Here is a 4,243-nt window from a genome sequence, read left to right on the forward strand (position 1 = left end):
TACCCCTGTAGAATTCTGTGAGGGACTCACTGCTCAATTGTTCCCAGCTGGACACTTGCCAGGAGCAGCAGCATTTTTACTCACTTACACCACTCGCCATCGAACTTACCGACTGCTTTACACCGGTGACTTTTTCCTGTCTAACTCACGGCTGGTGGAGGGATTATCCCTTGAATCGCTCAGGGGGACACAGCCGGATGTGGTAATTGTAGAAGGCAGTTATGGCACTGCTCGACATCCCCATCGGCGGCAACAAGAAAATCAACTAGTAGAGCGTATTGAGCAGGCCATTGCTACCAATAACTCAGTTGTGTTGCCAGTGCCTACCTTAGGTCTAGGTCAAGAAATCCTGATGCTCCTGCGCTCTCATCACCACTTTACAGGACGCGACCTTGATATTTGGGTCAATGGAAACGTGGCTGCTGGTTGTAATGCTTACTTAGAACTGCTGTCTCACTTTCCCAGCTCAGTACAAAATTTTGCCCGACATCAAGCCTTGTTTTGGGATGAGCGGGTACGCCCTCGGGTGCGGCGGTTAGATCTCCAGCACCGAGATGCTATCGGTAAATCTCCCTGTATTATCCTCACTGACTTAAACATGGATTGGAGGGAGTACTGGCAGCAAGAGAACCGTTCTTGGGTTGTCCTACAACCGGAACATCTTAAATCTTTGGATCCAATCGATGAGTACGGATCTCTTAAGGTTGAAACTTATCTGCTGGCTCAACATGGGGATTGTCTGGGAACCACCCAGTTGATTCATAATCTTCGACCTCAACATGTGATTTTTGTTCACGGCTCTCCTACCTACCTCGCTGATCTTGCTGGTTTGGAAGAATTACAAAATCGATATCATCTCCATACGCCAGCAGCAGGAACACTCGTAGAACTTCCCATCGGTGATACCTTTATCAGACCTGCTCTACCAACGGAAACAAACTATGAAGGAGAGTTGAATGAATTAGATACACTTGTCTATATCACTCTTTCAAGGGCGATCGCAACGGATCCTCGTTGGCAAAATTTCGCTGATACTGGTTTAGTAGAAGCCCGCTGGCAAGGAGAAGAACTGGTCTTGCGGGGATTGTCACAACGAGAACTACTCAAACAAGGGGGCAGAGCCAAGATACCAATTAATATCGAGTGTTGTGGTAATTGTTTGTACCAAAGAGGGCAGCGCTGCTGGAATCCAGCCTCAGCTCTCTATGGTTTTAAAGTAACACTGGAGGGGTACTGTCCAGTTTTTGAACGGATAGAACCCCTTGAGTAACGAATAGTTAAGGGAAAATTGCTAGCTAATTGTGAGTTATCAATTTTCCGATACTTTTTAGCTACCAAAGTCTACCAAGATAGACCAAAGTCCGCCAATGCAAGATGCTTTCGCATCCAGGGGGTATCTCCCAAAGCTCTCAGGAATATCCCGCGAGCGCCATAAAAATGTCAAAAAAGTTATAACACCGGGATCTAAGCGCAACTATTAAACCCTTGGTTTTCGGCTTTAATTTAAGTTACATAATAATCGCTTTCGGTGTTACCTAATTTAAGTCTAACAAATAATAAGAGTTTTTGGTAGACTCTGCGACATTTTCGATTAGTTTTTACTCACCCTTAACGGTTGGTTGTCCATTAACAATGAATAATCTAGTCCTGATTTAAGTCTTGGGAGCGGGGGTGAATTTGTTCAGCCTCCGGACAATCATCAGAGACTATCGGATCAACATTACCTCGGAAAACAGAAGCTAGCTTGTGACTGACAGAGCCTATGCTTTCCAAGCGGACCATTTCTTCCCAGGAACTGATCTCATCCTCTTCGTCTGTTTCATAACGAATTGTGACTAAATCTCCCTCGATATCAACAATGCGGGCGTGTTCAATCCAACGTTGCTGATCCCGCAAGAAAACGCAGACCTCACGACCATCGCAGCAGAGTTGATAAATCTTGCGGTGTAGCATATTCGGCTTCTCCTGTTGCAGATAACTCTTGGTTTTACTGGTGAAGTAAGCGGTTAAGTTTCTCTAGAAACAACTTTATTCTGACATACTTCCCACGAATAGAATTGGCGGGATTCTCTCCATCATTGCGATGATGAGATACTATGGAAGGTTAAAATAAACCTGAGCAACCAGAGCAGGAATACTCCAGATCCTTTTTTTGTTGGCTCTGGCGACTAAAATACCATTTACTTGATTTGTCGAGCCGCCATCAGCAGCAAAAATAGATTCCAAGAATTTATAAGGATTACCAATAAATAATTGTAGCTCACTCCTCGTATCCCCAGCCCTAAAGGGTAGGGGTTGACTTGAAATCATTTTTGGTTAACTTAACATGGAATCAAGCGGGTTTGTCTATTCCTTGTTAAAGATTAAAATAGCTTAATAGTCTTTTATGTTCATTGCTTGAGAGTGTAGCTTGCATTAGAAGCGAGCTTGAGTTTGAGTTGATTAACGCTGCTCGTGTCATTGATTACTTTTTTTCTGCATTTTGAGTTCTCCACGGATTGAAATCGCGTGGATTCTAAGAGTCGTGTCGTTACGCGGGTTAAAACCGCGCTGCACGACGCTTATAAAACTTACTAGAGAGTGAGTCTAGTCTCTTTTGTTGTGGCAGACTCAAAACTGCCCTACCTCCCTGGCCTTTGGCCAAGCTACGCGAACGGATTAACAAAAAGTTAACCGGTGGATTTACTTTTAATTTAATTGCACAATAGCTTTCGGAGTGGTTGTACCAAACAAATCAGGGCAATAAATCACTACTTTTTGCTCCATTGTTTGCCTGTTCCATGGTCGTAGGATATACCCCGTCTCCAAATGTCCGGAATCTCACCGAAAAGCGCAAAATATAAACGCGACCAACCTTGTTCTTACTCACGATTCTATTTTAACACGAAAGCCCTTGATAAATCCCAGCGCGCTGGCCTTTGGCCACGCTACGGGAACGCTGTCCACCCAATAAATTAGGTGGCTAACTCTCGCTTGTTATTTTTCTGTTTTTATGCATTGTCTTGATGCAGAGCGCGAGTTTGGGAAACCCCCTGAGGTCGGCGCTACATCCCTTAATTCAGCAACCTATACCGCCCTAACCGATTTCTCCTGCTTGCCAGCAATGGTGCTGTAGTCTGTTAGAGATGGTGTTTGGGGGTATGGTCACTCTATAGTTATGTGACTACTCCTACATCATAATCTTTGATTTGATGTAGGCTTCTCAAACTCACGAATGAGACTTACTGTTCCTCGATATCCTGTATCGATTTACCACAGCCATTGAGCGGCAGTCCAACCGCCATCAATTTATCATACCAAAACCAAGAGACTCAGCCAGGTAATTCCCCTCCCGCGCATGAAGCGCGGGTATAAAGGGAGACCCCTTACCTGTTTAGTTGGAAACTCAGATTCCACTAGCATCCTTATACAGATAATGGAGTAAGAATTTAACAACTCCCCCAAGTTGAAACATAGGGGATTATGAGCGGATATTGCTAAAGCGGTTAAAAACCGGCTACTTGCAACGTTCACAGTAAGATTTGACTCACACTGTTGTGGCGGTTTAAACACACTACTACCGAACTTGGCTCAAAAAGAGCTATACCGTTCCCCTTAGTCTTCTTAGCTGTCAGGTTTGTCACCGACTTGGCTATTTATAGGATACAGCAGGAGAAACCCTACTGCTTATAAACGTCGGCGTGGCTAAAGCCTCCTGGTTCAAGAAGCAAGCATTTTGGTAGGTGTCTACAGGTTCCACATACCCATCATTGTGACATACTAATCCCTGTACGTGCTTGGCACTAAGCATGAATTTTGTAAAAAAAACTGCCAACCTGCCAACCTGCCATCGATCGCAGTCAGAGTCACTCAAAAATAGGCTTTTGCTGTGATCAAAAGCGATTAGGCACTCAATAGACTGATAAATCGGATTTTAAATCGTAAGGGAGAAAAGCCAGTGTTTGAGATCGTACGCACTCAAGACCAATACGAAACTTACATTCTCACTGACCACAATGCCCAATCTCGATTAGAAGTGGTTCCTGAACGAGGTGGCATTGTCATTCGGTGGAATATCCAAGGTCAGGAGATTTTTTATCTTGATGCGGAACGCTTTAAAGATCCCAATCTGAGTGTACGGGGTGGCATTCCCATCCTCTTCCCCATCTGTGGGAACTTAGTTAATGATACTTATACATACCTTGGCAAAGACTATACTCTCAAACAACACGGCTTTGCCCGTAATTTGCCTTGGCAGGTGACT

At 44.4% G+C, this 4,243-nt stretch carries 5 protein-coding genes and 1 pseudogene; 2 read left to right on the forward strand and 4 right to left on the reverse strand.

What is annotated here, in order from left to right; translation table 11 throughout:
* On the forward strand, positions 1 to 1,270 hold a 1,270-nt coding region (locus F6K38_RS03345), incomplete at its 5' end, for an MBL fold metallo-hydrolase (RefSeq protein WP_287356078.1).
* A 371-nt stretch (positions 1,271 to 1,641) separates the two neighbouring features.
* Here F6K38_RS03345 and F6K38_RS03350 read toward each other — a convergent pair.
* The 4 genes from F6K38_RS03350 to F6K38_RS03365 all read right to left on the reverse strand — a co-directional run bounded on the left by F6K38_RS03350 (position 1,642) and on the right by F6K38_RS03365 (position 3,853).
* Positions 1,642 to 1,953, reverse strand: coding sequence for a DUF6679 family protein (locus F6K38_RS03350; RefSeq protein WP_008182036.1), 312 nt, complete (start codon positions 1,951 to 1,953; stop codon positions 1,642 to 1,644).
* 141 nt (positions 1,954 to 2,094) lie between these two features.
* Entirely contained in the window at positions 2,095 to 2,310 is a 216-nt protein-coding gene (locus F6K38_RS03355; RefSeq protein WP_008182037.1) for a hypothetical protein, read from the reverse strand.
* Between the two features lie 424 nt (positions 2,311 to 2,734).
* Positions 2,735 to 2,869: a hypothetical protein gene (locus F6K38_RS03360; protein ID WP_267872009.1), complete on the reverse strand. Its 135-nt coding sequence runs from the start codon at positions 2,867 to 2,869 to the stop codon at positions 2,735 to 2,737.
* A gap of 762 nt (positions 2,870 to 3,631) precedes the next feature.
* Positions 3,632 to 3,853 (reverse strand): hypothetical protein, encoded by a 222-nt coding sequence (locus F6K38_RS03365; RefSeq protein ID WP_131826850.1) that lies wholly within the window; start codon positions 3,851 to 3,853, stop codon positions 3,632 to 3,634.
* Positions 3,854 to 3,937: 84 nt separating this feature from the next.
* On the opposite strand from F6K38_RS03365, the pseudogene F6K38_RS03370 reads away from it, so the two are divergent.
* Positions 3,938 to 4,243: pseudogene (locus F6K38_RS03370) on the forward strand (aldose epimerase family protein); the annotation flags it as partial.

The organism is Moorena sp. SIO3B2 (genome assembly GCF_010692525.1).
GTDB classification, from domain to species: Bacteria; Cyanobacteriota; Cyanobacteriia; order Cyanobacteriales; family Coleofasciculaceae; genus Moorena; species Moorena producens.